The organism is Modestobacter versicolor (assembly GCF_041028285.1).
GTDB lineage: Bacteria > Actinomycetota > Actinomycetes > Mycobacteriales > Geodermatophilaceae > Modestobacter > Modestobacter versicolor_A.
The window spans coordinates 39,954-65,993 of sequence record NZ_JABGDB010000001.1; the positions used below are offsets into that span (position 1 = coordinate 39,954).

Below are 26,040 nucleotides of genomic sequence, written 5' to 3' on the forward strand. Positions count from 1 at the left end.
GGCCCCGGCCCTAGGCTCACGGTGGGCCGCCGCGCTTCTGCCCGGCGGGCCGGTGATGGGGGATGGGGTAATCGGCAGCCCGCCGGCCTTTGGAGCCGTGCAGTCTCGGTTCGAGTCCGAGTCCCCCAGCCAGTCCGCGCTGTGGCCGGCCGACCTGCGCTCCACCGGGGCGGGGCAGCCGCAGCACACGTCGTCGCGAGGAGCCACGTGAGCCAGCAGGAGACGCCGTCCACGACCGCCACGGACGGGGGCATCGGGGCCGTCGTCGTCCTCGCCGCCGGGCAGGGCACCCGGATGCGGTCGGGCACCCCCAAGGTGCTGCACCGCCTGGGCGGCCGGTCGATGCTCGGGCACGTGCTCGCCGCTGCCGAGCCGCTCCGGGCCCAGCGGACGGTCGTGGTCGTCGGCTCCGGCCGGGACCAGGTCGTCGCGCACCTCGCCGAGGCGGCCCCGCACGCCCAGGCCGTCGTCCAGGAGGAGCAGCTCGGCTCGGGGCACGCGGCCGAGGTCGCACTGGCCGCGCTGCCCGACCTCGAGGGCGCCGTCCTCGTCGTCAACGGCGACGCACCGCTGCTGACCAGCCGCACCCTGACCGCGCTGGTGGCCGCCCACCGGGCCGCCGGCAGCGTCTTCACCGTGCTCACCGCCGAGGTGGCCGACCCGGCCGGGCTGGGTCGCATCGTCCGCGACGAGCGCGGCGCACCCCAGGCCATCGTCGAGGAGCGCGACGCCACCGACGACCAGCGCGCGATCCGGGAGATCAACGCCGGGGTCTACGTCGCCAACGCCGGCACGCTGCGCCGGGTGCTGGCCGGACTCGGCTCGGCCAACGCGCAGGGCGAGCAGTACCTCACCGACGCGCTCGCCCCGCTCGTCGCCGGGGGCGCACCGACCGCGGCCGTCCGCGCCGACGACGCCGACGACGTGCTGGGCTGCAACGACCAGCGGGAGCTCGCCGAGCGCCGCCGGACCCTCAACGACCGGGTGCTCGACGACCTGATGCGCGCCGGGGTCGTCGTCGTCGACCCGCGGACCACCTGGGTCGACGTCACCGTGGAGGTGGCCCCCGAGGCGGTGCTGCACCCCGGTACCCAGCTGCTCGGCGCCACCCTCGTCGGCGCCGGCGCGACCGTCGGCCCGGACACCACGCTCACCGACACCGAGGTCGGTGAGGGGGCGTCGGTCGTCCGGTCGCACTGCCAGCTCGCCGTCATCGGGCCCGACGCCACCGTCGGGCCGTTCAGCTTCTGCCGCCCCGGCACCCGGCTGGCCCGCGGCGCGAAGGTCGGCGCCTTCGTCGAGACCAAGAACGTCGAGGTCGGCGAGGGGTCCAAGGTGCCGCACCTGTCCTACGTCGGCGACGCCACCATCGGCCGGGGCAGCAACATCGGCGCAGCGACCGTCGTCGTGAACTACGACGGGGTCGCCAAGCACCACACGACCATCGGCGACCACGTCCGGATCGGCTCGGACACCATGCTCGTGGCGCCGGTCACCGTGGGCGACGGCGCCTACACCGCGGCGGGGTCGGTCATCACCGACGACGTCCCGCCGGGGGCCATGGGCATCGCCCGGGGGCGCCAGCGCAATGTGGCAGGCTGGGTCGGACGACGGCGTCCGGGCACGCCCGCAGCCGAGGCGGCAGCAGCAGCTGGGAGTGCAGCCCCCGGGCCCGCGACCGACACTCAGCACGCAGGGTCGACGGCCCCCTCCACGGACGACGAACAGCAGGGACAGCCATGAGCGCCATCCGGCAGACGACCAACAAGAGCCTGATGCTCTTCTCCGGCCGGGCCTACCCCGAGCTCACCACGGAGATCGCCGGGCACCTCGGGGTCACCCCCACGCCGACCGCGGCCTACGAGTTCGCCAACGGTGAGCTGTTCGTCCGGTTCGAGGAGTCGGTGCGCGGCTGCGACGCCTTCGTGGTGCAGAGCCACACCGCGCCGATCAACACCTGGCTCATGGAGCAGCTGATCATGGTCGACGCGCTCAAGCGCGCCTCGGCCAAGCGGATCACCGTCGTCGCCCCCTTCTTCCCCTACGCCCGCCAGGACAAGAAGCACCGCGGCCGCGAGCCCATCTCCGCCCGGCTGGTCGCCGACATGTTCAAGGTCGCCGGCGCCGACCGGCTGATGACCGTCGACCTGCACACCGCGCAGATCCAGGGCTTCTTCGACGGCCCGGTCGACCACCTCTTCGCGATGGACCTGCTCATCGACGAGGTCAAGCGCAAGTGGGGCGACCGCGACCTCACCGTCGTCTCGCCCGACTCCGGCCGGGTGCGCGTCTCCGAGCGGTGGAGCGACAAGCTCGGCGGCACCCCGCTGGCCTTCATCCACAAGACCCGCGACGTCACCCGGCCCAACGAGGTCGTCGCCAACCGCGTCGTCGGTGAGGTCGAGGGCCGCGTCTGCATCCTGGTCGACGACATGATCGACACCGGCGGCACCATCTCCAAGGCGGCCGAGACCCTGTTCAACGCCGGCGCGGCCGACGTCATCATCGCCGCCACCCACGGCGTGCTCTCCGGCCCCGCGGTCGACCGGCTCAAGAACAGCCGGGTCAGCGAGGTCATCATCACCAACACGCTGCCGATCGAGCCAGAGCGCCGCTTCGACAAGCTGACCGTCCTGTCCATCGCCCCGCTGCTCGGCCGGGCGATCAAGGAGGTCTTCGAGGACGGCTCGGTGACGAGCCTGTTCGGCGGGGCTTCGTAGGACTGTCGCCCTCCGGGCTCCCACCGCGGCCAGGAGCCGTGCCCGGCCTTCGCTGAGCTGTTGGTCGCGGCGCCAGCAGGGACCCTGCGGGCCCCGTGCTGTCGCCGCCGGACCGGCTGCCGTCCCGGTCGGGCAGCCTCCGGCCGCCGCGACCGGGGCGGCAGGCGTCCCTCCGGGACGGCGGTCCGACCCCCACCCGCGGTTTCGCGCGTCTTCCCACGGGTGGTTTCGCGCGTCTTCCCACGCGCGCTTTCGCGCGTCTTCCCACGTCCGCGCTTTCGCGCGTCTTCCCACGCCGGGGGTTGGCGTGGGGAGGGGGTCTGGGTGGCGTGTAACCTGGCTGGCACTGCCCGGCGAGGGAGGGGCTCCGGCCTGCTCCGTGATCGACGTGCGTCTGCCCTCCAGGGTGTGCCGCGCTCGTGCGCCGGGCGCACAGACCCGATCCACCCTGTTGAGGAGCAATCACCGTGGCTGACTTCCGCCTCGTCGCCGAGCCCCGCACCGACTTCGGCAAGGGCGCGGCCCGCCGCACCCGCCGGGCCGGTCGCGTCCCCGCCGTCCTGTACGGGCACGGCCAGGACGTCGTCCACCTGTCGCTGCCGGCCCGCGAGTTCGCCGCGGCGCTGCGCAACGGCGGCACCAACGTGCTGCTGACCGTCGAGCTGGACGGCAAGGACCAGCTGGCGCTGACCAAGGCCGTGCAGCGCGACCCGATCTCCCGGGTGCACGAGCACGTCGACCTGCTGCTGGTCCGCCGCGGCGAGAAGACCACCGTCGACGTCCCGGTCGTCATCACCGGTGAGCCGGCCCCCGACACCATCAGCAACCACCAGCTGAACGTCGTCTCCCTCGAGGCCGACGCCACCAACCTGCCGGAGTCGATCGAGGTCGACATCACCGGTCGCACCGCCGGCAACGGGATCACCGCCGGCGAGCTGCCGCTGCCGGCCGGCGCCACGCTGATCACCGACCCGGAGGCGCTGGTCATCGGCTTCCTGGGCGCCCCGACCGCCGCCCAGCTCGAGGAGGAGCTCGCCGAGGCCGAGGCCGAGGCCGGCATCGAGCGCGACGAGTCCGACGCCGACGGCGACGTCGTCCCGGAGCCCGCCGACCAGGGCAGCGGCGAGTCGATGGACTCCGCCGAGAAGTCCAGCGACAGCTGAGACCGGAGCACGAGACTGACCGAGAGCACGACCCGCAGGGGCGCCGGCACCGCCGGCGCCCCTGCGGCGTCTCCCGACCCGGTGTCCGAGGGGCCGTTCCTGGTCGTCGGCCTGGGCAACCCCGGCCCCGGCTACGCCGGCAACCGGCACAACGTCGGCGCCATGGTGCTGGCCGAGCTCGCCCGCCGGGCCGGCGTGCGGCTGTCGCCCGGCAAGGGCCCCCGGGCCCGCTCGCTGTCCGGCGACGGCCGGCTGGCCGGCCGGCGGGTGGTGCTGGCCCAGCCGCTGACCTACATGAACGAGTCCGGTGGACCGGTGCGCGGGATGCTCGACTACCACCACCTGCCCGCCACCGACCTGGTCGTGCTGCACGACGAGCTGGACATCCCCTTCGAGGCGGTCCGGCTCAAGCGCGGCGGGGGCGAGGGCGGCCACAACGGCCTGCGGTCCATCTCCCGGTCGACCGGCACCAAGGACTACCTGCGGGTGCGGGTGGGGATCGGTCGTCCCCCCGGCCGGCAGGACCCGGCCGACTTCGTGCTCAAGGACTTCTCCGCCACCGAGCGGAAGACCCTCGACCTGCTGGTCGTCGAGGCGGCCGACGCCACCGAGCTGCTGCTCGAACGTGGCCTCGAGGCGGCGCAGAACGTGGTGCACCCCCGTTCGTGAGCCCCGGTCGCACGCACGGGTGGTGATCGGGCCGCCGTCGGCCCCCATCGGGTGAAAGCAGCCGGTGCGCGTTGCTGCCGTTGCTCACCTTCTGTGACGGTTGCGGGGCTTCGACGCCTCGACCCCAGCCCGAACAGCGCAGGATCGACCCACGAGTCGGAGCACCCGTCACCCACGGTGACGGCCGACACCGAGGGGGAACGTTGCTCGTCCAGCGGACCGAGATGCGCACCACCGATGGCCACGTGCTGCCCGCCCCCCGGGACGTCCGGCTCACCCTCGCGCCGCCGCCGGCTGCGGCCGCCGCGGTCCCGGTGCCGCGCACCGACGTCGACTGGGCCCGCCGGCACCGCACCGGCCTGGTCACGGCCGAGACCCTGCTCGCCGCCGGCACGGCCGCGGTCGTGCTCGCCGCCGCCGACGGGCCGCTGCCGGGCAGCGGGCTGCTGTGGGCCAGCCTCGCGCTGGTGCTGGCCTGGCCGGCGCTGCTCGCCGTCGTCGGCGCCTACGAGGAGCGGTCCTTCGGCATCGGCAGCGACGAGTTCCGCCGCATCGGCCGGGCGGGCCTGGTGCTGCTCGCCGGGCTCGGCTTCGTCAGCTACGCCGCCGAGCTCGACCTCAGCCGCGGCCTCGTCGTCGTCGCCGTCCCGGCCCTGGCGCTGACCACCGTCCTGGAGCGCTACCTCGCCCGGCTCCTGCTGGCCCGCCAGCGGCTGCAGGGGCGCAGCCTCAAGCGCGTCGTCGTCGTCGGCCGCGGCGGAGCTGTGCTGGAGCTCACCGACCGGCTGAGCCGCAACCGGCACGCCGGCCTCGACGTCGTCGCCGCCTGCGTGACCCCCGACGACCGCAGCCGGGTCGCCCGGGCGCTCGACCTGCCCGTCGCCGGCCTCGAGGAGGTGCTCGCCACCGCGCGGCTGCACGGGGCGGACACGATCGCCGTCACCTCCGCCAGCGAGACCGCCGCGGAGTACCTGCGCACGCTGTCCTGGCAGCTGGAGGGCAGCGGCCTGGAGCTGCTGGTGGCCCCCGGGCTGGTCGAGGTCGCCGGGCCGCGGCTGCACATCCGCCCCTTCGACGGGCTGCCGCTGCTGTCGGTCGAGCAGCCGCGCTTCGAGGGCTGGCGCCGCGTCGTCAAGGGCGCGATCGACCGGTCCGTGGCGCTGGCCGCGCTGGTCTTCTTCGCCCCGGTCCTCGCCGCCCTCGCCCTCGCCGTGCGGGTGTCCAGCCCCGGCCCGGTGTTCTACCGGCAGGAGCGGATCGGCCTGCAGGGCCGCTCGTTCGCGATGCTGAAGTTCCGCAGCATGGTCCCCGGCGCCGACCAGCAGGTCGCGAGCCTCTCCGACGGCAACGACGCCGACGGCCTGCTGTTCAAGATGCGGCACGACCCGCGGGTCACCCCGGTGGGTCGCTGGCTGCGCCGGTTCTCCCTGGACGAGCTGCCGCAGCTGGTCAACGTCCTGCGCGGCAGCATGTCCCTCGTCGGCCCGCGGCCCCCGCTGCCGCAGGAGGTCGCCCGCTACGACTCCTCGGTCAGCCGCCGCCTGCTGGTCAAGCCCGGCCTCACCGGGCTGTGGCAGATCTCCGGCCGCAGCGACCTCCCCTGGGAGGAGGCCGTCCGGCTGGACCTGCGGTACGTCGAGAACTGGTCGCTGACCCTCGACGTGCAGATCCTCTGGAAGACCGCCCGCGCCGTGGTGTCCGCCTCCGGGGCGTACTGAGCCGCATGCGGAGTGTCACCCCGTCCGGGTGACGGCGTCCGCCGATCCAGTGACGACACGCTCCGTGACGGGCAGTGTCGATCCAGTAAATGCCTGGTCACCGTCCCGTGGTGCCGGACCGCTCCGGCGGCCGGCCCCGACGAGTGCCGATGCACGCGGAGAAGGAGCGGCACCCATGCCACGGAGCACGTCGGACGGACTGCGCATCGCGCTGGTCGGCACGCGCGGTGTCCCCGCGCGGTACGGCGGCTTCGAGACCGCCGTCGAGGAGGTGGGCCGCCGGCTGGTCGACGCCGGCCACGAGGTCGTCGTCTACTGCCGGACGGCGCCGGGCCAGCCGCGGCCGAGCACGCACCTGGGCATGCGCCTGGTGCACCTGCCCGCCCTCCGCCGCCGGTCGCTGGAGACGCTGAGCCACACCGGGCTCTCGGTCGCCCACCTGCTCGCCCACCGGGTCGACGCCGCGATCGTGTTCAACGCGGCCAACGCCCCGTGGCTGCCGCTGCTGCGCGCCGCGCGCATCCCGGTCGCCACCCACGTCGACGGCCTGGAGTGGCAGCGCGCCAAGTGGGGCGGCGCCGGACGGCGCTACTACCGGATGGTCGAGGCCCTCTCGGTGCGCTGGTCCGACGCGCTCATCGCCGACGCCCAGGGCATCGCCGACTACTACCGCGACGAGTTCGCCGCCCCCACCGAGCTGCTCGCCTACGGCGCACCGGCGATCACCGGGGGCGCCGCGGACAAGCTGGCCGACGTCGAGCTGACCTCGCGGGGCTTCCACCTCGCGGTGGCCCGCTTCGAGCCGGAGAACCACGTCGACGTGATCGTCGACGGCTACCGCCGCAGCGGCGCGACGCTGCCCCTGGTCGTGGTCGGCTCGGCGCCCTACGCCGACGAGTACACCGCCCGGGTGCACGCGCTGGCCGACGACCGGGTCCGCTTCCTCGGGGGCCTCTGGGACCAGGAGCTCCTCGACCAGCTGTACGCGCACTGCGCCACCTACCTGCACGGCCACTCCGTCGGCGGCACCAACCCCTCGCTGCTGCGCGCCATCGGCGCGGGCGCGGCGACCATCGCCTTCGACGTGTCGTTCAACCGCGAGGTGCTGCAGACCAGCGGCCGGTACTTCCGCACCGCCGACGACGTCGCGGCCGCGGTGACCGCCGCCGAGGCCGACCCCGCCGGGGTCCGCCGGGACGGCGACCGCGCCCGGGTGCTGGCCGCCCGGTACGACTGGGACGACGTCGCGTCCGGCTACGGCACGCTGTGCCGGCGGCTGGCCGCCCGGGACTTCCCGCGCTCCCGCCCGAGCGGACGGCGCCGCACCGGCAGCGCCCCGGTCGACCCGGCGCCGGCCCCGGTGCGGCAGCTCGGAAAGCCGCCGGTGCCGTCGCCCCGGTCCGCCGCCGCCCCGGAGACCGCCGTCCGCACGACCACGGGAGCCCAGTCGTGAGCACCGTCCTGGAGCCGGCGGCCCCGCCCGCGCCGGCCGAGACCTTCCGGCAGACGCTGGCCCGGCTGTCCGGCGCGCAGAAGGGCGCGCTCGGCGCGCCCGCGTACTCCCGCTTCGTCAACCGCAAGCTCGGCCGCGTCCTGGCCGCGGTCGCCTTCCACCTCGGGCTGACCCCGAACCAGGTCACCGCGGTCAGCGCCGTGTTCTCGGCGACCGGCATCGCGACGCTCGCGCTGGTCGCGCCGTCCTGGCCGATGGGCGTCGCGGTCGCCGCCTGCCTGGTGCTGGGCTACGCCCTGGACGCCGCCGACGGCCAGCTGGCCCGGCTCCGCGGCGGCGGCTCGCCCGCGGGGGAGTGGCTGGACCACATGGTCGACGCGGTGAAGGCCTCGAGCCTGCACCTGGCCGTGCTGGTCGGGCTGTACCGGTTCGCCGACCTGGACCCGGCCTGGCTGCTGGTGCCGCTGGGCTACTGCGTCGTCGACGCCGTCCTGTACTTCGGCACGATGCTCAACGACGCGCTCCGCGCCCAGCACGGCGTGCCGATCCGGTCCAAGCAGCGCGGTGAGCGGCCCAGCGTGGTCCGGTCGCTGCTGGTGCTGCCCACCGACTACGGGCTGCTGTGCTGCGTGTTCGTGCTCTTCGGTGCGCCGACGGTCTTCCTGTCGGTGTACACCGCGCTCTTCGTGGCGATGGCGGCCTTCCTGGCCCTCGCCTCGGTCAAGTGGTTCCGCGAGATGGGCAGGTTGCCGCGATGAACGTCCCCTCCGACACCCCGGCCGGGCGCTGGTCGCGCCGCCGGCTCACGCTGCTCGGCGCGCTGCTGGCGGTGGTCGTCGCCGCCGTGGTCACCCTGGTGCTCACCACGGGCACCGACGACGAGCCGTCGCCGGCCGCGGCCGGGTCCGGGGCGGCGACGAGCACCCCGGCCGCGCCGACGCCGGCGGCCCCCTCCGCGGCCGCGCCGACCAGCGTCGCCCCGGTCGCCGTCACCCCCGAGCCCACCGGTCCGACGGCCGACGCCGACGAGCCGCCGGCCAGCCTCGTCCCGGTCGCCCTCGACCAGCCGGCCGCGGTCGGCAACGGCATCACCGCCGAGGTGGTCGCGCTCGAGGGCATCGACGCCACCGCCGTGGGCCCCGGCAACGTGTCCGGCCCCGCGCTGCGCGTGACGGTCCGGATCACCAACGGCACGGCCGGGCCGGTGCCGCTCGGGGGAGTGGCGGTCGACCTGGCCTCCGGCCCGGAGCTCGTGCCCGCGTCCCCGGTCGGCGACGCCTCGGCGGCGCCGTTCACCGGCACCGTCGCGGCCGGCGCCACCGCCGAGGGCACCTACGTCTTCAGCATCGCCCCGGCCGACCGGGGCGAGGTCACGCTGTCGGTCGGCTACCAGGCCGGCGCACCGATCCTCGTCTTCACCGGCTCTGCGGCGTGACGACGGCCCGCCCCCGCGTCCTGGTCGTCCACCCCGGCGCCGAGCTCTACGGCGCCGACCGGGTGCTGGCGGCGTCGGCGTCCGCGCTGGCCACCCGGTTCGACGTCACCGTGGCGCTGCCCGGGGACGGGCCGCTGGTGGGCGAGCTCCGGTCCCGCGGGCTGCGGGTCGTCACCTGCCGGATGCCGGTGCTGCGCAACTCGGCGCTGCGGCCGCGGGGGGCGCTGCGGCTGCTGGCCGACGCCGTGCTCGGTGCGGTCCCGGCGTTCCGGTTGCTGCGGTCCGCCGGCGAGGCCGGTGTCTACGTCAACACGCTCACCCTGCCGTCCTGGCCGCTGCTCGCCCGGCTGGCCGGCCGACGGTCGGTCTGCCACGTGCACGAGGCCGAGCAGTCCGCCCCGCGTCTGCTCCGGATCGGCATGGCGGTCTGCCCCGCGCTGGCCGACCGGGTGGTCGCCAACAGCCGGTTCTCCCTCGACGTGCTGGCGCAGACCGCGCCCTGGCTGCGCCGGCGGAGCACGGTGGTCTACAACGCCGTCACCGCCCCCGACGAGGTCGTCCCGCCCCGGGCCGAGCTCGACGGCCCGGTGCGGCTGCTGTTCGTCGGGCGGCTGTCCCCGCGCAAGGGCCCGCAGGTCGCCGTCGCCACCCTGCAGGAGCTGCTGGCCCGCGGGGTCGACGCCCGGCTGCAGCTGCTCGGCTCGGTCTTCGAGGGCTACGAGTGGTTCGAGGACGAGTTGCGCGCCACCGTGGCCGGCGCCGGGCTCACCGACCGGGTGGAGTTCCTCGGCTTCCGCAGCTCCGTCTGGCCGGCGCTCGCCGCCAGCGACGTCGTGCTGGTGCCGTCGGTCATGGAGGAGTCCTTCGGGCTCACCGCCGTCGAGGCGGTCCTCGCCGCCCGGCCCCTGGTGGTCAGCGACGGCAGCGGGCTGCGCGAGGCCGCGGCAGGCTACGCCAGCGCCCAGGCGGTCGTGCCGGGGGACGCCGTCCGCTGGGCGGACGCCGTCCAGCGGGTCGTCACCGACTGGGGCACGTTCCGCCGCGCCGCGGTGGCCGACGCCGCCGAGGCGCGCACCCGGCACGCCCAGCAGCACTACGCCGAGCAGCTGGTCGGGGTGGTCGCCGCCCTCAGCGGGCACCGGGACGTCGCGGTGCCGCCGCTGCCGACCCCGCGCCGGCCGGTCGACCCGTCCGCCGTCACGACCGCCGGAGGGTCCCGATGAGCCTGCCCACCACCGGCACCCGGACGCCGCTGCGGGTCCGCCCGGTGCTCATGTACCACTCGATCAGCCCGTCCACCGGGCCCGACCCGCACCGGCTGCGGGTGCACCCGGACCGGCTCGACCGGCACCTGCGCCTGCTGCGCCGGCTGGGCCTGCGCGGGGTGGGGCTCTCCGAGCTGCTGCGCGCCCAGGAACGCGGGGAGGCCGGGCGCCTCGTCGCGCTCACCTTCGACGACGGCTACACCGACTTCGGCGAGCACGCGCTGCCGGTGCTCGAGCGGCACGGCATGCGCGCCACGCTCTACGTCGTCGCCGGCCGGATGGACGGGTCGAACGCGTGGGACACCGGTCCGCAGCTGCCGATCATGGGCGCGGACCAGGTGCGCGCGGTCGCCGCCGCCGGCCACGAGGTCGGCAGCCACACCATGACCCACGAACGGCTGGTCGGCACCGCCGCGGCGACCCTGCAGGAGGAGGTCGCCGGCAGCCGGCGGGTCCTCCAGGACGTGCTCCAGGACGACGTCACCAGCTTCTGCTACCCCTACGGCGCCTGCGACGACGACGCCGTCGACGCGGTCGCGGCCGCCGGCTACGACAACGCCTGCGTCATCGGCGACTACGAGCCGGGCGACCGGCTCACCCTGCCCCGCTGCTACGTGAGCCCGCGGGACACGGCGGCGCACCTGGTCGCGAGGATGGCCCGGCACCAGCTCCGCCAGCACGGCCGCTGACGCCCCGGCCGGCGGCTGCCCCGGCCCGCACCCACCGCCTCCGGGGTCCCCGGCGGCGGTGCTCCGGCGCGTCCGGCACCTGACCCTCCCGGGTCACACTCGGTTACGCCGTCCGGGTGACACTCGCGGCTGAGCTGGGGTTTCGTACCGTATCGGGTGACGCGTTCACCCTGGTGGTGCCGCTCTCGTCACGCTTAGTGTTCATCGACTGCGCAGCCCGACCGGGCGCCAGGGGGACGACGGACGGGACACGAGCATGAGGGCAAGGACGGCGACCATCGCCGCGCGGTCCATCGCGGGAGCGGTGGGACTGGCGCTGGCGATCGGCGTGCTCGGGACGGCACCGGCGGCACTCGCCGACTCCGCGCCGCTGGACCCGACCAACGTGGCCACCCCGGTCACGGTCACCGCCGACGCGCTGCCCACCGTGCAGATCAACGGCGTCGCCTGGGCGCAGGTCGTCGTGGGCAACACCGTCTACGTCGCGGGCAAGTTCACCTCCGCCCGCCCGGCCGGCGCCGCCGCCGGCACGCAGGAGACGGTCCGCAACAACATGCTGGCCTACGACATCCGCACCGGTCAGCTGATCACGTCCTTCGCCCCCGACCTGAACGCCCAGGCGCTGGCGCTCACCGCCTCGCCCGACGGCCGCCGCATCTACGTCGCCGGTGACTTCAGCACCGCGAACGGCCAGACCCGCAAGCGCGTCGCGGCCTACGACACCGCGACCGGCCAGCTCGTCGCCGACTTCAAGCCCAGCGTCGCCGGCCAGGTCCGCGCGCTCGCCGCCACCTCCGACGCCGTCTACCTCGGCGGGAGCATCTCCGCGGTCGGCACCACCAGCCGGACCAGCCTGGCGGCGGTGTCGGCGGCCAACGGCTCGCTGCTGCCCTGGGCCCCGGTCCCCGGGGTCGGCACGACCAGCGGCAACCGGCTGCCGAACAACGACCCGCGCAACCAGCAGACCAGCACCGAGGTGATGGCCCTGCTGGTGACCGGCGGCGGCTCCCAGGTGGTCGCCGGAGGCCGCTTCGACTCCCTCAACGGCCAGAAGGCCACCGGCATCGGCGCCCTGGACGCGGTCAGCGGTGAGACGCGGACCTTCGCGGTCAACCAGTTGCTCACCAACCAGGGCGTCAACTCGGCCGTCTACAGCCTCTCGGCCGAGGGCGGCACGGTCTACGGCACCGCTTACGACTTCTACGGCCCCGGCAACATGGAGAGCGCCTTCGCGGCGCAGGCCGACGGCGGCGCCCTGGTCTGGGCGAGCACCTGCCGCGGCGACACCTACTCCAGCTACCCGGCCGGCGGGTCGCTGTACCTGGCCAGCCACGCGCACCAGTGCTCCAACATCGGGGGCTTCCCCGAGCAGAACCCGCAGGTCTTCAAGTTCGGCACCGCGCTGAGCACCGCCGCCGTCGGCGTCAACGGCAGCGCCACGATCGCCAACGCGGCCTTCGCCGGCAAGCCCGCCCCGGCCCTGCAGAACTGGTTCCCCTCCTTCGCCACCGGCACCTACACCGGCCAGTACCAGGCCGGCTGGTCGGTCACCGGCAACGGGCAGTACGTCGTCTACGGCGGCGAGTTCCCGCGGGTGAACGGCGCGACCCAGCAGGGCCTCGTCCGCTTCGCCGTCCCCTCGATCGCCCCGAACAAGGTCGGCCCGGACGCCGCGGCGATCAAGCCGACCGTCACCGCCGTCGGTGCCGGGGCCGTGCGCGTCGGCTGGACCGCCACCAGCGACAACGACAACGAGAACCTGACCTACCGGGTCTACCGCGACGGTGCGACCACGCCGTTCGCCGAGATCGCGCAGGCCTCGACCTGGTGGAACACCCCGGCCATGGCGGTCGGTGACACCGGCCTGTCCGCCGGTGCGCACACCTACCGCGTCACGGCCACCGACCCGATGGGCAACGTCGCCCGGTCCGCCCTGGTGACCGCCGACGTGGCCACCGCCGGCCAGGCCCGCCCCTACGCCGACGTCGTCCGCGCCGACGGTGCCACCGACCTCTGGTCGCTGGGTGAGGCCTCCGGCACCACCGCCTTCGACCTCGAGGGCACGACCGACATGACGACGGGCAGCGTGGTCACCCGCGGCACCGCCGGCGCCCTCACCGGCGACGCCGACACCGCGTACACCTTCTCCAACAGCACCTCGTCGTTCGCCTCGACCCGCACCTCGGTCAACGGCCCGCAGACGTTCACCGTCGAGGCCTGGGTCAACACGACCTCGACGACCGGCGGCCGCATCGTGGGCTTCGGCAACTCGACGACCGGGACCAGCAGCAGCTACGACCGGATGGCGTTCATGGACGCCAACGGCCGGGTCTCCTTCGGCATCTACGACGGCGCGGTCAAGACCGTCACCAGCACCGGCTCCTACAACGACGGGAAGTGGCACCACGTCGCCGCCACGCTGAGCGCCAGCGGCCTGGTCCTCTACGTCGACGGCACGCAGGTCGCCTCGCGCACCGACGCCACCTCCGCCCAGGCCTTCAAGGGCTACTGGCGGATCGGCTCGGACTCCGTGTGGTCCGGCTCGCGCACCTTCACCGGCTCCGTCGACGAGGTCGCGGTCTACCCGACCGCGCTGACCGCCCAGCAGCTGGCCGGCCACGTGGCCGTCGCCACCACCGGCAAGGCGCTGAACAAGGTCCCGACCGCCGCCTTCACCGCGACGTCGACCTTCCTCGACGCCCGCTTCGACGGCCGCGGCTCCAGCGACGTCGACGGCACCGTGGCCGCCCACGCCTGGGACTTCGGCGACGGCAGCACCGGCACCGGTGCGACCGCCACGCACACCTACGCCGCCGCGGGCACCTACGCCGTGACGCTGACGGTGACCGACGACGCCGGCGCGAGCACCTCGCGGACGACGGCCGTGTCGGTGGTCGCACCCCCGCCGAACGTCGCACCGACCGCCGCGTTCTCCGCGGTGACCGGCGGGCGGACCGGCGCGTTCGACGCCTCCGCGTCCGCCGACAGCGACGGCACCGTCGCCGCCCACCGCTGGGACTTCGGCGACGGCAGCACCGGCACCGGCGTCACGGCCTCGCACGACTACGCCGCCGACGGCACCTACACCGTGTCCCTCACGGTGACCGACGACGACGGCGCCAGCACCACCACCGCCCAGCAGGTCACGATCGTCGGGACGGTCCTGGCCGCCGACGGCTTCGGCCGCACGGTGACCGGCGGCCTGGGCACGGCCGACACCGGCGGTGCCTGGACCTCCTCGGCGGGTGCCGCCCGCCAGTCGGTCGGCGCCGGCACGGCGACGTTCGCGATGACCAAGGGCACCAACACCGGCGCCTACCTGGGCACCGTGTCGGCGACCAGCTCGGACGTGCAGACGTCCTTCTCGCTGGCCTCCCAGCCGACCGGCGGCGGTGCGTTCGTCTACGTCACCGCCCGCCAGGTCGCGCTGAACACCTCCTACTCCGCGCAGGTCCGGGTGCTGGCCAACGGCCAGGTCGGGGTCTCGCTGGTCCGGTTCGCCGGCACCACGGACGCGGTCGTGATCGCCAAGGAGGTCGTCCTCAAGGGCGTCACCCACACCGCCGGCACCGTCCTGCGGGTCGACGTCCAGGCGCAGGGCACCAGCCCGACCACCCTGTCGGCCACGGTGTGGGCGGACGGCACGACGCAGCCGGCCACCCCGACGCTGACCGCCACGGACACCACCGCGGCGCTGCAGGCGGCCGGTGGCGTGGGCCTGCTCGGGTACCTGTCCGGCAGCGCGACCAGCCCGGTCGCCCTCCGGCTGACCTCGTTCAGCGCCGTCCCGGTCGGTGGCGCGGCTCCCACGACGCCGACCACCCCCACCACCCCGACGACGCCGACCACGCCGGTCCCGCCGACGACGCCGGTCCCGCCGGTCAACACCGCCCCGACGGCCGCCTTCACCGCGACCACGGACGCGCTGACCGTCACCGTCGACGGCGCCGGCTCCACCGACGCCGACGGCACCGTGGCCTCGGCCGCCTGGGAGTTCGGTGACGGCTCGACCGGCACCGGTGCCACGGCGGCGCACACCTACACCGCCGCGGGCACCTACACCGTCGCCCTGACGGTGACCGACGACAAGGGCGCCACCGGCCGCACCCAGCAGACGGTGACCGTCACCGCGCCGGTCGTCCCGGTGACCCCGGAGGAGCCGGCCGAGGTCATCGCCGCCGACAGCTTCGACCGGACCGTCACCGGTGGTCTGGGCACCACCGCCGACGGCGGTGCCTGGGTCGTCAGCGCCGGTGCCGCCCGGCAGTCGGTGTCCGACGGCGCCGCGACGTTCGCGCTGGCCAAGGGCACCAACACCGGGTCGTACCTGACCGGTGTGGCGGAGACCAGCGTCCAGGTGCAGACGGCGGTCTCGCTGTCCTCGGTCCCGACCGGCGGCGGCGCGATGGTCTACGTCGGTGCCCGACGGGTGGACGCCAACGTGGCCTACCAGGGCCGGGTCCGGTTCCTCGCCGACGGCACCGTGGGCGTCGCGCTGGTCAAGCAGGAGGGCACCGCCGCCGACGTGCTCATCGGCAAGGAGCTCGTGCTGCCGGGCCTGACCTACACGCCGGGCACCGTGCTCAACGTGCGGGTCGTCGCCTCCGGTGTCGGCGCCACGGAGCTGTCGGCGACGGTGTGGGCGGCCGGCACGGCCGAGCCGGCCACGCCGACGCTGACCGGCACCGACACCACCGCCGGCCTCCAGGCGGCGGGCTCGGTCTGGCTGACCGCCTACCTCTCGGGCAGCGCCACTGCCCCGGTGGACGTGCGGTTCGCCGAGATCAGCGTCACGCCGGCCGCGTGACCGGGCCGCGGGGCCGCTCCGGCGGCCCCGCGGACCACCAGTTCGGGTGACGCCCGGTGCCGCAGCAGCGGCACCGGGCGTCGCTGCGGGGAGGATCAGACGGTGACCGGAGTGGTGCGCCTGCTGCGGCGACCCGCCACCGGCGCGCTCGCCGGTCAGGTGACGTCCGCGCTCGCCGGGCTGGTCCTGCAGGTGGCCGCGGCCCGGGCGCTCGGCGCCGCCGGGCTCGCCACCTTCTCCCTCGCCTACGGCGCCATCGTGCTGGCCACCGCGGTGTCGAGCGGTCTGGTCGGCGACTCGCTCACCGTGCTCGACCGCACCGACCCCGGCATCCGGGCCGGCCTGCACGTCAGCACCGCGCTGGTGTCCGGCACCGCCGGGCTGGCCGGCTGCGTGCTGGGGGTGGCCACCGGCGTCCTGCCGGCCTGGGCCGGGCTGCTGCTCGGGGCCGCCACCGCCGCCTTCATCGTCGAGGACACCCTGCGCCGGCTGCTCATGGCGGCCGGGCGGTTCTGGTCGCTGCCCGCGGTCGACGTCACCAGCCTGGTCGTCGCGCTGGCCACCCTGCTGGTGGCCGACCGGACCGGTGGGCTCTCCCTCGCCTCGTTCGTCCTCGCCCTGCTGGCCGGGCAGTCGGCCGCCGCGGTCGTCGCCTGGGCGGTGCTCCCGGCCGCCGAACGCCCGCGCGGGCCGTGGCGGCACCCGGCCCTGGGCGCGGTGGTGTCCTTCGGCAGCTGGCGCGCCGCCGCGCAGACCATCCGACCGGCGCTGCTGACGCTGCTGCGGCTGCTGGTCGTCGCGGTGGCCGGCGCTGCCGCCTACGGACCGCTCGAGGCGGCCCGGGTCTACACCGCGCCGACCCTGGTCCTCGTCGCCGGGCTCGGCAGCTTCCTGCTCCCGCACTTCGTCTCGCTGCGCCCGGCCGGCCCGGCCGCGGGGCTCCGGGCCGCCGACCGGGCCGCCGCCGGGCTCGCCCTGGCCGTCGGTGCGGTCGGCGTGCTGGCCCTGCTCGCGCTGCCGTGGCTGGGGCCGGTGCTCACCGGCGGCGGCTACGCCGTGCCGGCCGCCGCGGTCGCCGGCTGGTCGGTCTACGCGGTCGCCAGCGCGGTGCTGCTGCCCTACTCGAGCCTGGCCTCCGTGCACGGCGGCCAGCGCCGGGTGCTGGCGCTGCGCAGCTTCGAGTTCGTCTCGCTCGCCGCGGTCGCCCTGCTGCTCCTCGTCGTCGACGGCGGGGTGCCCTGGACGCCGCTGGCGCTCACGCTCGGCCCGGTGCTCGCCGCCGTCGCCGTCCGCCGGGCCGTGCTGCTGCCGCTGGTGCGGAGCACCGCGGACCGCCCCGCCCTGGAGCCGGCCGCCGCATGACCCACGTGCTCACCGACCCCGCCCCCACCGGACCCGCGGACGCCGGCCTCCGGCGCCGCAGCTCGCCGGTGCTCCAGGTGGCCGCGCTGCTGATGGTGCTCGGCGCGGTCGACTGGCGGCGGGGCGCCTACTTCTCCGGCTCGCTGGACCCGGTGGTGCTCGCCAAGGCGCTGGTCGCCGGGCTGGGGCTGGCGCTGGCCGTCGGGCTGGCGTCCGCCGGCCGGCGGCACCGCCTGGGCACCCTGTCGGTCTGGGGGCTGGGCGTCGTGCTGGGCAGCTCCGTGTGGGGCGCGCTCACCCACGGTCAGCTGCTCGGCGGCGGCGTCATGGCGGTCCGGGTCGCAGTCCTCGGCGGCACCGTGTTCTTCCTGCTCCGCGCCGCACCCGCGCTGGAGGTGCTCCGCCGCACGGCCTGGGCAGCCGGCGCGATCGCGGTGGTCGCCTCGCTGACCGGCCTGCCCGGGATGACCGAGGGCCGGCTGGCCGGCGGGCTGCCGGCCATGGACCCCAACGCGCTGGCCCTGCTCGCCGGCATCCCGCTGCTCGTGCTCGCCTGGCGGGTGGTCATGGGGGAGGCCGGCTGGGGCATCGCCGTCGGCAGCGGGTACTTCCTGGCGGTCCTGTGGTCCACCGGCTCCCGGACGGCGCTGCTCATGCTGCTGCTGGGCGTCGCCGTCATGGCCCTGCACGTCCGGCGGCCGCGGGTGGGCCTGGTCGTCGGCGCCCTCGTGGTCGGGGCCCTGGGCGTGGTGGGCGCGGTCAGCACCGGCTTCCTCGCCGGCTTCGCGGAGCGCGGCGGCGACGGCACCAGCACGCTGGACTCCCGGTTCATCGCCTGGCGGGCCGCGGCCGGCTGGGCCGAGTCCGGGTGGCAGGCGGTCTTCGGCGGCGGGCTGAACATCAAGATCATCCCGGTGACCGGCCAGTACTGGAAGACCCAGCCGCTGGACAGCAGCTGGGCCTCGCTGCTCGTGCAGACCGGCCTGCTGGGCCTGTTCGTGGCGCTGGCCTGGGTGCTGTGGGTGGCCCGCGGCGCGCTGCGCGCCCCGTACCCGCACCGGGTGCTCTTCGTCGGCCTGTGGGTGTTCCTGGTCGGCCGCAGCCTGCTGGAGAGCGGGCTGTTCGACGCCAGCCCGGCGTTCCTGCTGTTCCTCGCCGTCTCGCTGCTGTCGGAGTCGGCGTCCCGGGAGCGGCTGCGCACCGAGGCCGCCGCCGGGCGGCCCCCGGTCACCCCGCCCCGCAGCTGACGCCTCAGGCCCCGCGGTCGCCGTCGCGCAGCGAGCGGACCATCTTCTGCAGGGCGCGGAACGCGTCCGCCTGCTCGGTCTCGCTCAGGCCGGCCAGCATCCGCAGCTCGACGCCCCGGACCGCCGCGGTCGCCTCCGCGAGGCGCTGCCGGCCACGAGGCGTCAGCCGCGTGGGCAGCACCTTCCCCACGGGTGGCTCCGCGGGCCTGGTCACCTGGCCCTCCCGCTCGAGCGCCTGGAGCAGCACGTTCATCGACTGGCGGGTGACGAACGCACCGCGCGCGAGCTCGGAGTTCGACAGACCCGGACGCTGGGCCAGCAGCTCGAGGCCGGGCCGCCGCACGCCGTCGTCTTCGAGACGACGCCCATCGCGTTCGCCCTCCGCGACGTCGTGCCCGGCACCGACCTCGACGCGGTCGCCCAGCCCGGCATCGGCGCCGCGATCTGGCTGAACGCCACCGACGTCCAGGCCGTGCACGACGCCCTGGTCGCCGACGGCCACCGGATCGTCGCCGCGCCGGTCGACGGCCCGTTCGGGCGCACCTTCACCTTCGCCGACCCGGACGGCTACCAGGTCACCCTGCACGACCGCGCCTGAGCCGCCGGCGCCGATGTGCGGAGATCGTCGTCTCCCGATGCGGGACACGACGATCTCTGCACGACGACGGGACCCGGCCGGGGAGCCGGCCGGGTCGACGGGTCAGCGGCGGCCGGCGGGGACGGCGCCCCGGGCGGCGGGGGCCTTCGGCTCGACCGGCCGGGCCGGTGCCGGCACGGCAGCAGCGGCCGGCGTCGTCCGCGGCTCGGTCGTGGCCGGCACGGCCGGGGACCGCCGGCCGGGTCGCCGCTCGGGCACCGGGACGACCACCGCGAGCACCGGCACGCCGGCGGCGTCCAGTATCGAGCGCAGCTCGGCCAGGTCGGCCCGGTCCACCCGGCCGGGCTCCACGACCAGGACGACGCCGGCGTGCTCGGCGGTCGCCCGGCGCCACTCGCGCGGGGAGGACTGCGGGGACCCCAGCCGGAGCTGGACGCCGGGCCGGTCACCGGCCGGTGCGTCGGCGTCGAGCACCGGCACCTCCCAGGCGGTCAGCTCGGCGGCGACCTCGTCGACGACCGCCTGGGCGGCCTCCGTCCGGTCGGGCGCCGGCGACATGACCAGCACCCGGACCGGCGCGTGCTCCGCCATCGGCTCGAGCTGCCGGGCCAGCGACGTCGTCGGCCGGTGGGCCGACCGCGACCGGCGGAGGTGCCCGCCCGGCGCCGCGTGCACGACCAGCTGCTCGGCGCCGGGGCCCCAGGCGGCCCGGACGTCGTCCGGCCCGTGCAGGCGGGTGTCCAGCCGGCTCCGGACGACGGCGGCGGCCGCCCCGAGCGCCAGCCCGACGACCAGGCCGAGGGGCAGCAACAGGGTCGGCACCGGGGAGATGGGGGAGGCCGGCACGGTGGCCGGGTTGGTGACGGTCAGGCTGACCGGCGAGGCGCCGACGCCCGGCTGCTCCAGCTCCTCCACCGCGGTGCCGAAGCGCTCGGCGACCGCGTTGGCGATCTGCGCGGCGCGGCCGGCGTCGCCGTCGGTGACCACGATCTCGATCTGCGAGGTGTCGACGGGGTTGGTCGCGCTGACCCGCTTGCGCAGGTCGGCGAAGGACTCGGTGAGGTCGAGGTCGTCCATCACCGGCGCCAGGACGGTGCGGCTGTCGGCGACCTGCGGGTAGCTGGTCACCCGCTGGTTGACGAACTGCGAGCCGCTCGTGCCGCCGTCGACGCTGGCGACGAACACCTGCGCGGTGGCCTGGTACGTCGGCGGCGTGACCAGCACGACGACCAGGGCGAGCAGCAGGCCGGTGAGGGCGACGCCGAGCCACGTGGTCCAGTACCGGCGCAGGGCCGTCCCGTAGTCGCGCAGTTCCATGTCGCCGTCTCCCTGTCCACGCCCGCCGGGCGCCGGGAGCGCGCTCGGCGCGCGCCCGGTGCTCCTGGTCCTCGTCCGAGGCTACGGCGCTGACCAGGCCGGATGCGGTCGTCGGCGGGGGGTCTCACCCGATGGGGAGGTGCCCCGGCCGGCCCGCGGACCACGGCGTGCAGCGGCGCTGGGGAGGGCGCCCACCGATCAGGTCGTCCCGCCCGCCCCAACGGGTGAATTCAACGTGTACACCTCACGCTGGGTCACCGCATCTCCCTAACGTGACCTCACGAGCTCCAGCAGGGCCGGGGACACCCGGTCCGGCAGTCACGGAGCGTGTCGGAAGTCAGGGAGTGTGCTCGTGTCCAGTTCCACCAGCGGCGGTTCCCCCCGCCCGGTCGTCGGCTACGCCCCGGGCGCCTACGACCTGTTCCACATCGGGCACCTGAACATCCTCAAGCACGCTGCCGAGCACTGCGACCTGCTGGTCGCCGGCGTCGTCTCCGACGAGGTCCTGCTGCAGACCAAGGGCCGGCTGCCGGTGGTCCCGCTGGCCGAGCGGATGGAGATCGTGCGCAACCTGCGCTTCGTGGCCGCGGTGCACGCCGAGGTCGTCCCGGACAAGGTCGACACCTGGCGCGAGGTCGGCTTCGACGTGATCTTCAAGGGCGACGACTGGCGGGGCACCCCCAAGGGCGACAAGCTCGAGCGCGACTTCGCCGCGGTCGGCGTCCAGGTGCACTACTTCCCGTACACGATGCACACCTCCAGCACGATGCTGCGCAAGGCGCTGGCCACCATGACCGGCGACCAGCCCGCGGCCCGGGTGCACGCGCTCAGCTCCTGACCCGGCCTGCCCGTCGGCCAGGCCGCAGGGGCCCGCTGCGAGCCCGCGAGGAGTGGGGGGCAGTGGCGTCCTGCGTCTAACCTGGGCGTGGGCCCCCGCGTGCACCCGGCGCGCTGCGTGCGGCCCCCGGAACCAGGAGTGACCTCCGTGAGCTTGCGCGGCGTGCTCGACGTCGTCCTGACCGACCCCGGCATGGCGCAGGTGGTCGCGCAGGCCGGGACGGCCGAGCTGGCGGTCACCGCACCGCCGCCGGTCCAGCCGCTGGTCGCCGCCGCGCTGGCCGCCCGCGCGCCGGGCGCCGGCGTGCCCGTGCTGGTCGTGACGGCCGGCGAGCGGGACGCCGACGCGCTGGTCTCGCTGCTGCGCTGCTTCGTCCCCGACCAGCGGGTCGAGGTGTTCCCGGCCTGGGAGACGCTGCCGCACGAGCGGCTCAGCCCCCGGGCGGACACCGTCGGCCGCCGGCTGGCCGTGCTCCGCGACCTGGCCCACCCCGGCCCGGGCGCGCAGGTCGACGTGCTGGTCGCGCCGGTGCGCAGCGTGCTGCAGCCGCTGTCGCCGGGGCTCGGTGACCTGGTGCCGGTCGAGCTGGTCCCCGGGCAGTCCGCCGACCTCGACGCGGTGGCGCAGGCGCTGTCCGACGCCGCCTACAGCCGGGTCGAGCTGGTGGAGAAGCGCGGCGAGTTCGCCGTCCGCGGTGGGCTGCTCGACGTCTTCCCGCCCACCGAGCCGCACCCGGTGCGGGTGGAGTTCTGGGGCGACGAGGTCGACGAGCTGCGGTACTTCTCCGCCGCCGACCAGCGCTCGCTGGACGAGCGGCCGGAGCGGCTGTGGGCCCCGCCCTGCCGGGAGCTGCTGCTCACCGGGGAGGTGCGCGCGCGGGCCGCCCAGCTGGCGCTCGACCACCCCGAGCTGGCCGAGGTCGCCGGCAAGCTGGCCGAGGGCATCGCCGTGGAGGGCATGGAGTCGCTGATCCCGGCGCTGATCGGCGGCGCGCAGATGCAGCTGCTCACCGACCTGGTGGCCCCGGGCACGCACGTGCTGGTCTGCGACCCGGAGCGGGTGCGCAGCCGGGCCGCGGACCTGGTGCGCACCGCCGAAGAGTTCCTCGCCGCCTCCTGGCAGACCGCCGCCGAGGCCGGGCAGGCGCCGATCGACCTCGGGGCGTCGTCCTTCCAGGACCTCGCCGACGTCGAGGACGCCGCCCGCCGCCGCGGGCTGCCCTGGTGGACGACCGGGGTCTTCACGCTCAGCCCGGACGACGACGAGGCGCACGTGACGCTGGACGCCACCGGCGTCGAGCGGTTCCACGGCGACCAGGACCGCGCGTTCGACGCCCTGCGCGGCTGGGGCCGGGACGGCTGGCGGGTGGTGCTGACCTTCGCCGGCCCGGGCCCCGCCCAGCGCGCCGCCGACCAGCTCACCGAGGCCGACCTGGGTGCCCGGCTCGTGCCCGGCATCGAGGCCGCCCCGCAGCCGGGCCCGACGCTGATCACCCAGGGCAACCTGGAGTCCGGGTTCGCCTTCCCCTCCGTCGGGCTGGCGCTGGTGACCGAGGGCGACCTGACCGGCCAGCGCGGCACCTCGATGAAGGACGCCACCAAGATGCCGGCCCGGCGGCGCAACGCCGTCGACCTGGTGCAGCTGCAGCCCGGCGACCTGGTCGTGCACGAGCAGCACGGCATCGGCCGCTACGTGGAGATGGTCAGCCGCACCGTGCACGGCGGGCAGCGCGACTACCTGATCGTCGAGTACGCCCCCGGCAAGCGGAACCAGCCGCCGGACCGGCTGTTCGTGCCCACCGACTCCCTCGACCAGCTCACCCGCTACGTCGGCGGCGAGGCCCCGGCGCTGTCCAAGCTGGGCGGCGCGGACTGGCAGAAGACCAAGGCGTCGGCGCGCAAGGCGGTCAAGCAGATCGCCGCGGAGCTCATCCGGCTGTACTCGGCCCGGATGGCGACGAAGGGCCACGCGTTCGGCCCGGACACCGTCTGGCAGCGCGAGCTCGAGGACGCCTTCCCGTTCCAGGAGACGCCCGACCAGCTGGCCGCCATCGACGAGGTCAAGGCGGACATGGCCCAGCCGGTGCCGATGGACCGGATCATCTGCGGCGACGTGGGCTACGGCAAGACCGAGATCGCGGTCCGCGCGGCGTTCAAGGCGGTGCAGGACGGCAAGCAGGTGGCCGTCCTGGTGCCGACGACGCTGCTGGCCAACCAGCACTTCAAGACCTTCTCCGAGCGGTTCGCCCAGTTCCCGGTGACCGTCGCCGTGCTGTCCCGGTTCCAGTCGGCGAGCGAGAGCACCGAGACGCTGCGGAAGCTGGCCGCCGGGGAGATCGACGTCCTGGTCGGCACCCACCGGCTGCTGCAGCCGACCACCCGGTTCAAGGACCTCGGCCTGGTCATCGTGGACGAGGAGCAGCGCTTCGGCGTCGAGCACAAGGAGTACCTGAAGAGCGTCCGGACGGCGGTCGACGTGCTGTCGATGTCGGCGACCCCGATCCCGCGCACCCTGGAGATGAGCCTCACCGGCATCCGCGAGATGTCGACGATCCTCACCCCGCCCGAGGAGCGGCACCCGGTGCTCACCTACGTCGGGGCCTGGGACGACAAGCAGATGGCCGCGGCGATCCGGCGCGAGCTGCTCCGCGACGGCCAGGTGTTCGTCATCCACAACCGGGTGCAGTCCATCGACAAGGCGGCGGCCAAGATCCGGAACCTGGTGCCCGAGGCGCGGGTCGCGGTCGGCCACGGCCAGATGAAGGAGCACCAGCTCGAGGAGATCATGGTCGGCTTCTGGGAGAAGGAGTACGACGTCCTGGTCGCCACCACGATCGTCGAGTCCGGGCTGGACATCCCCAACGCCAACACCCTGATCGTCGACCGGGCCGACACCTTCGGGCTCTCCCAGCTGCACCAGATCCGCGGCCGGGTCGGCCGTGGCCGGGAGCGGGCCTACGCCTACTTCACCTACGACCCGTCCCGCCCGCTGACCGAGACCTCGGTCGACCGGCTGACCACGATCGCGCACAACACCGACCTCGGCGCCGGCATGGCGGTGGCGATGAAGGACCTGGAGATCCGCGGCTCGGGCAACCTGCTGGGCGGCGAGCAGTCCGGGCACATCGCCGGCGTCGGCTTCGACCTCTACGTCCGGCTCGTCGGCGAGGCGGTCAGCGACTACCGGGCGCAGGCGACGGGGGAGTCCCCGGCGGTGGAGCCGGCCGAGGTGCGGGTCGACCTGCCCGTCGACGCGCACCTGCCGCACGACTACGTCCCCGGCGAGCGGCTGCGGATGGAGGCCTACCGCAAGGTGGCCTCGGTGCAGGACGACGACCAGGCCCAGGCCGTGCTCGACGAGCTCACCGACCGGTACGGGGCGGCGCCGGCACCGGTGCTCAACCTGCTGGCGGTCGCCCGGTTCCGCGCCGCGATGCGCGGGCTGGGGGTCACCGAGGTGTCGATGCAGGGCAAGTCGATCCGGGTCAGCCCGGTGGAGCTGCGCGAGTCCCAGGTGATGAAGCTGGCCCGGCTGGCCGACGGCGCCACCTACAAGGAGGCCGTGCGCACCGTGTCGATCAAGGTGCCGGTGGCGCCGGACCGGCGGACGCCGCTGCGGGACGTCGCCCTGCTGGAGAAGCTGCACGCGCTGCTGTCCGCCGTCCTCGAGCAGCAGGTCGCCGTCGCCTCCTGACCCCTGGGCGCGGCGGGGTGCGGCCTGGGTCACAGCCGATGTGGCACGCTCGGCCGCGTGCAGCGCCGCAGACTCCTCGCCGTCCTGCTCGTCGGTGCCGCCGGCCTCGGGGGGCTGGCCGGCTGCCGCACCTCGCCGAACGTCGCCGCCTACGTCGGCGACGAGCAGGTGACGGTCGCCGAACTGGACGACGCGGTGGCCGAGCGGCTCGCCGACCCCGGCATCGCCGCCTACGCCGCGGACGACGAGGTGGGCTTCACCCGCCAGGTGCTCAGCCTGCGGGTGGGTGAGGAGGTGTACGCCGCGGTCGCGCGCCGCTACGACGTCGAGGTGTCCGACGCCGACGTCCGGGCGCGGCTGGCCGAGCTGCTCGGCGACAACGACCCGGCCGAGGTGTACGCCCAGGTCGCCCAGCAGCAGGGCGCCAACGCCGAGGACGTCTTCGAGAACGTGCGCCAGCAGCTGGTCCGTGAGCGGGTGGCCGAGGCCGAGGGGGACGCGGACCTCTCCGACGCCGGCCTGCAGGCGCGGTACGACGAGTCCGCCGGCGAGCTGGACCAGACGGTGCTCGGCATCATCACCGTGCCCGACCAGGCCACCGCCGACGCCGTGCTGGCGCAGCTGACCGCCGACCCGGCCAGCTACCCGGCGGTCGCGGCCCAGCACCCCGGCGACAACACCCTGCCCGAGGTCCAGTCGTTCGCGGCCGCCGACCTGCCCGAGGTGCTGGCCGAGCCGATCGCCGCCACCGCGGCGGGGCAGGGCTTCACCCGGTCGGTGCCCCAGGCCGGTGGCGTGGTGGTCGGCTTCGTGAGCGCGGTCACCGCGCCCACGTTCGACGACGTCCGCGACCAGCTGGCCGAGCAGGCCGCCGGCGAGGCGCAGCAGGCCGGCCTCGCCCGGGTCGCCGCCGTGCGGGACGACCTGGACCTCGACGTCAACCCGCGCTACGGCGTGCTGGAGGACGAGCAGGTCGTGGCCGGCGACGGCGGCGTGGTGCGGCTGCTCGACGAGGCCGGGTCGGCGGGGGCGCCGGACGCCGCTCCGGGGCCTGCCGCAGACTGAC

Annotated in this window: 19 protein-coding genes and 1 tRNA gene; 18 read left to right on the forward strand and 2 right to left on the reverse strand. The window is 75.2% G+C overall.

Annotation, left to right across the window (positions count from 1 at the left end; all coding sequences use genetic code 11):
• The first annotated feature begins 56 nt into the window (after positions 1-56).
• The 14 genes from HL054_RS00220 (at position 57) to HL054_RS00285 (ending at position 18,528) form a co-directional block, all read left to right on the forward strand.
• Positions 57-132: transfer RNA gene (locus tag HL054_RS00220), tRNA-Gln, on the forward strand.
• A 75-nt stretch (positions 133-207) separates the two neighbouring features.
• On the forward strand, positions 208-1,743 hold the full coding sequence (glmU, locus tag HL054_RS00225) for a bifunctional UDP-N-acetylglucosamine diphosphorylase/glucosamine-1-phosphate N-acetyltransferase GlmU (protein WP_369136669.1): 1,536 nt from the start codon (positions 208-210) through the stop codon (positions 1,741-1,743).
• Positions 1,740-2,720 (forward strand): ribose-phosphate diphosphokinase, encoded by a 981-nt coding sequence (locus HL054_RS00230; protein WP_369136670.1) that lies wholly within the window; start codon positions 1,740-1,742, stop codon positions 2,718-2,720. The genes glmU and HL054_RS00230 overlap by 4 nt, the downstream gene beginning before the upstream one ends.
• A 467-nt stretch (positions 2,721-3,187) precedes the next feature.
• Positions 3,188-3,883: a 50S ribosomal protein L25/general stress protein Ctc gene (locus tag HL054_RS00235; RefSeq protein ID WP_369136671.1), complete on the forward strand. Its 696-nt coding sequence runs from the start codon at positions 3,188-3,190 to the stop codon at positions 3,881-3,883.
• An 81-nt stretch (positions 3,884-3,964) separates the two neighbouring features.
• Positions 3,965-4,552: an aminoacyl-tRNA hydrolase gene (gene pth, locus HL054_RS00240; RefSeq protein ID WP_369136672.1), complete on the forward strand. Its 588-nt coding sequence runs from the start codon at positions 3,965-3,967 to the stop codon at positions 4,550-4,552.
• 224 nt (positions 4,553-4,776) lie between these two features.
• Positions 4,777-6,270 carry a sugar transferase gene (locus tag HL054_RS00245; protein WP_369136673.1) on the forward strand — a complete coding sequence of 498 codons (1,494 nt, stop codon included), beginning with the start codon at positions 4,777-4,779 and terminating at the stop codon, positions 6,268-6,270.
• A gap of 175 nt (positions 6,271-6,445) precedes the next feature.
• The gene (locus tag HL054_RS00250) at positions 6,446-7,723 is read left to right on the forward strand and encodes a DUF1972 domain-containing protein (RefSeq protein ID WP_369136674.1); all 1,278 of its coding nucleotides are present in this window, start codon (positions 6,446-6,448) and stop codon (positions 7,721-7,723) included.
• Entirely contained in the window at positions 7,720-8,481 is a 762-nt protein-coding gene (locus HL054_RS00255; protein ID WP_369136675.1) for a CDP-alcohol phosphatidyltransferase family protein, read from the forward strand. Before HL054_RS00250 ends, HL054_RS00255 begins: the two co-directional genes overlap by 4 nt.
• Positions 8,478-9,158, forward strand: a complete 681-nt coding sequence (locus tag HL054_RS00260) for a hypothetical protein (RefSeq protein ID WP_369136676.1) — start codon at positions 8,478-8,480, stop codon at positions 9,156-9,158. The genes HL054_RS00255 and HL054_RS00260 overlap by 4 nt, the downstream gene beginning before the upstream one ends.
• Positions 9,155-10,381, forward strand: a complete 1,227-nt coding sequence (locus HL054_RS00265) for a glycosyltransferase family 4 protein (RefSeq protein ID WP_369136677.1) — start codon at positions 9,155-9,157, stop codon at positions 10,379-10,381. Before HL054_RS00260 ends, HL054_RS00265 begins: the two co-directional genes overlap by 4 nt.
• Entirely contained in the window at positions 10,378-11,112 is a 735-nt protein-coding gene (locus HL054_RS00270) for a polysaccharide deacetylase family protein (RefSeq protein ID WP_369136678.1), read from the forward strand. Before HL054_RS00265 ends, HL054_RS00270 begins: the two co-directional genes overlap by 4 nt.
• Before the next feature lie 256 nt (positions 11,113-11,368).
• Positions 11,369-15,919: a PKD domain-containing protein gene (locus tag HL054_RS00275; RefSeq protein ID WP_369136679.1), complete on the forward strand. Its 4,551-nt coding sequence runs from the start codon at positions 11,369-11,371 to the stop codon at positions 15,917-15,919.
• Between the two features lie 102 nt (positions 15,920-16,021).
• Positions 16,022-17,281, forward strand: a complete 1,260-nt coding sequence (locus tag HL054_RS00280; RefSeq protein WP_369136680.1) for a hypothetical protein — start codon at positions 16,022-16,024, stop codon at positions 17,279-17,281.
• Positions 17,278-18,528 carry an O-antigen ligase family protein gene (locus HL054_RS00285; protein ID WP_369136681.1) on the forward strand — a complete coding sequence of 417 codons (1,251 nt, stop codon included), beginning with the start codon at positions 17,278-17,280 and terminating at the stop codon, positions 18,526-18,528. Before HL054_RS00280 ends, HL054_RS00285 begins: the two co-directional genes overlap by 4 nt.
• A 4-nt stretch (positions 18,529-18,532) precedes the next feature.
• Here HL054_RS00285 and HL054_RS00290 read toward each other — a convergent pair whose 3' ends face one another.
• The gene (locus HL054_RS00290; protein ID WP_369136682.1) at positions 18,533-18,871 is read right to left on the reverse strand and encodes a MarR family winged helix-turn-helix transcriptional regulator; all 339 of its coding nucleotides are present in this window, start codon (positions 18,869-18,871) and stop codon (positions 18,533-18,535) included.
• A 48-nt stretch (positions 18,872-18,919) separates the two neighbouring features.
• Here HL054_RS00290 and HL054_RS00295 point away from each other — a divergent pair, with 48 nt between their 5' ends.
• Positions 18,920-19,126, forward strand: coding sequence for a VOC family protein (locus tag HL054_RS00295; protein ID WP_440347907.1), 207 nt, complete (start codon positions 18,920-18,922; stop codon positions 19,124-19,126).
• Between the two features lie 102 nt (positions 19,127-19,228).
• Here HL054_RS00295 and HL054_RS00300 read toward each other — a convergent pair whose 3' ends face one another.
• A complete protein-coding gene (locus HL054_RS00300; RefSeq protein WP_369136683.1) occupies positions 19,229-20,443 on the reverse strand; it encodes a YveK family protein in 1,215 nt (404 codons plus the stop codon).
• A 352-nt stretch (positions 20,444-20,795) separates the two neighbouring features.
• Between HL054_RS00300 and HL054_RS00305 the strand changes: the two genes are divergently transcribed.
• The 3 genes from HL054_RS00305 (at position 20,796) to HL054_RS00315 (ending at position 26,039) form a co-directional block, all read left to right on the forward strand.
• Positions 20,796-21,281 (forward strand): adenylyltransferase/cytidyltransferase family protein, encoded by a 486-nt coding sequence (locus HL054_RS00305; protein WP_369136684.1) that lies wholly within the window; start codon positions 20,796-20,798, stop codon positions 21,279-21,281.
• 147 nt (positions 21,282-21,428) lie between these two features.
• Complete coding sequence (gene mfd, locus HL054_RS00310; protein WP_369136685.1) at positions 21,429-24,974, forward strand: transcription-repair coupling factor; 3,546 nt, start codon at positions 21,429-21,431, stop codon at positions 24,972-24,974.
• Positions 24,975-25,031: 57 nt separating this feature from the next.
• Positions 25,032-26,039, forward strand: a complete 1,008-nt coding sequence (locus HL054_RS00315; protein ID WP_369136686.1) for a peptidylprolyl isomerase — start codon at positions 25,032-25,034, stop codon at positions 26,037-26,039.
• Position 26,040: the final 1 nt, after the last annotated feature.

Coding starts and splice junctions, on each gene's coding strand:
- HL054_RS00230 (WP_369136670.1), top strand. CDS start 1,740: ATGAGCGCCATCCGGCAGACGACCAACAAGAGCCTGATGCTCTTCTCC.
- HL054_RS00245 (WP_369136673.1), top strand. CDS start 4,777: ATGCGCACCACCGATGGCCACGTGCTGCCCGCCCCCCGGGACGTCCGG.
- HL054_RS00250 (WP_369136674.1), top strand. CDS start 6,446: ATGCCACGGAGCACGTCGGACGGACTGCGCATCGCGCTGGTCGGCACG.
- HL054_RS00260 (WP_369136676.1), top strand. CDS start 8,478: ATGAACGTCCCCTCCGACACCCCGGCCGGGCGCTGGTCGCGCCGCCGG.
- HL054_RS00270 (WP_369136678.1), top strand. CDS start 10,378: ATGAGCCTGCCCACCACCGGCACCCGGACGCCGCTGCGGGTCCGCCCG.
- HL054_RS00275 (WP_369136679.1), top strand. CDS start 11,369: ATGAGGGCAAGGACGGCGACCATCGCCGCGCGGTCCATCGCGGGAGCG.
- HL054_RS00285 (WP_369136681.1), top strand. CDS start 17,278: ATGACCCACGTGCTCACCGACCCCGCCCCCACCGGACCCGCGGACGCC.
- HL054_RS00300 (WP_369136683.1), bottom strand. CDS start 20,443: ATGGAACTGCGCGACTACGGGACGGCCCTGCGCCGGTACTGGACCACG.